Origin of the sequence: Streptomyces bugieae (genome assembly GCF_036352915.1) — a bacterium.
Lineage (GTDB): Bacteria > Actinomycetota > Actinomycetes > Streptomycetales > Streptomycetaceae > Streptomyces > Streptomyces endophytica.
Genome location: NZ_JAZBJP010000221.1, coordinates 1 through 398 on the forward strand (window position 1 = coordinate 1; position 398 = coordinate 398).

Below are 398 nucleotides of genomic sequence, written 5' to 3' on the forward strand. Positions count from 1 at the left end.
CGGTGCGCGACCAGCAGCAGATCGCCCGAGTCGATCCGTACGGCCCCGAGCCCGGGCCCCGCGATCTCCACCGCCGCCCGCACCGCCTCGGTCACGTCGTACGTGTCGACCAGCAGCGTGGTGCCCCGGCCCAGCGAGTCCACCTGGGCCCGGAACGCGTCGCGCTCGGTGTCGTGGAGCAGGGTGAAGGCGTGCGCGCTGGTGCCCACGGTCGGGATGCCGTAGCGGAAACCGGCCGCCAGGTCGGAGGTGGCGTCGAACCCGCCGACGTACGCCGCCCGCGCCGAGGCCACCGCCGACAGCTCGTGGGTGCGCCGCGCGCCCATCTCGATCAGGCGGCGGCCCCCGGCGGCGGCCGACATCCGCGAGGCGGCGGCCGCGATGGCGGAGTCGTGATT

The 398-nt window shown here is 75.9% G+C and carries 1 pseudogene; it reads right to left on the bottom strand.

Annotated features, from left to right (window positions below):
- Positions 1-398, bottom strand: a pseudogene (locus V2J85_RS40970) (nicotinate phosphoribosyltransferase); the annotation flags it as partial.